This window comes from Pseudoalteromonas sp. GW168-MNA-CIBAN-0100 (assembly GCF_040309225.1).
Classification (GTDB): Bacteria; Pseudomonadota; Gammaproteobacteria; order Enterobacterales; family Alteromonadaceae; genus Pseudoalteromonas; species Pseudoalteromonas arctica.
The window spans coordinates 1-276 of the sequence record NZ_JBEOOL010000521.1 but is presented as its reverse complement, the minus strand read 5'-3'; the positions used below and the strand labels follow the sequence as shown (position 1 = coordinate 276).

The 276-nt window shown below is 34.4% G+C and carries 1 pseudogene; it reads left to right on the top strand.

Features of this window, described 5'->3' with window-relative positions:
• Positions 1-15 precede the first annotated feature (15 nt).
• A pseudogene (locus AAEY62_RS22260) lies at positions 16-276 on the top strand (hypothetical protein); the annotation flags it as partial.

Below are 276 nucleotides of genomic sequence, written 5' to 3'. Positions count from 1 at the left end.
ACTCTAAAGATTATGATGTCACATTTACGAGTAAAGACGTTCAAACATCCACGTTATTCACCAGAGCCATTAGAAACTCTTAGTGCTAATTCAGCTGACCGATTTTATGTATTTAGTAATTACCCTGATGTAGTTCGCTTAGTAGATTTTGAATATAAATTTAGTGATAGTTCAGTAGCTCCTCGTTGTCACTTTCGCTTTGTTATCATGAAAGATTATCGAAGTGGTAAAATGTTACCTCAAAAAGTAATTGCTGAGAATGAGGGTGGATCATAT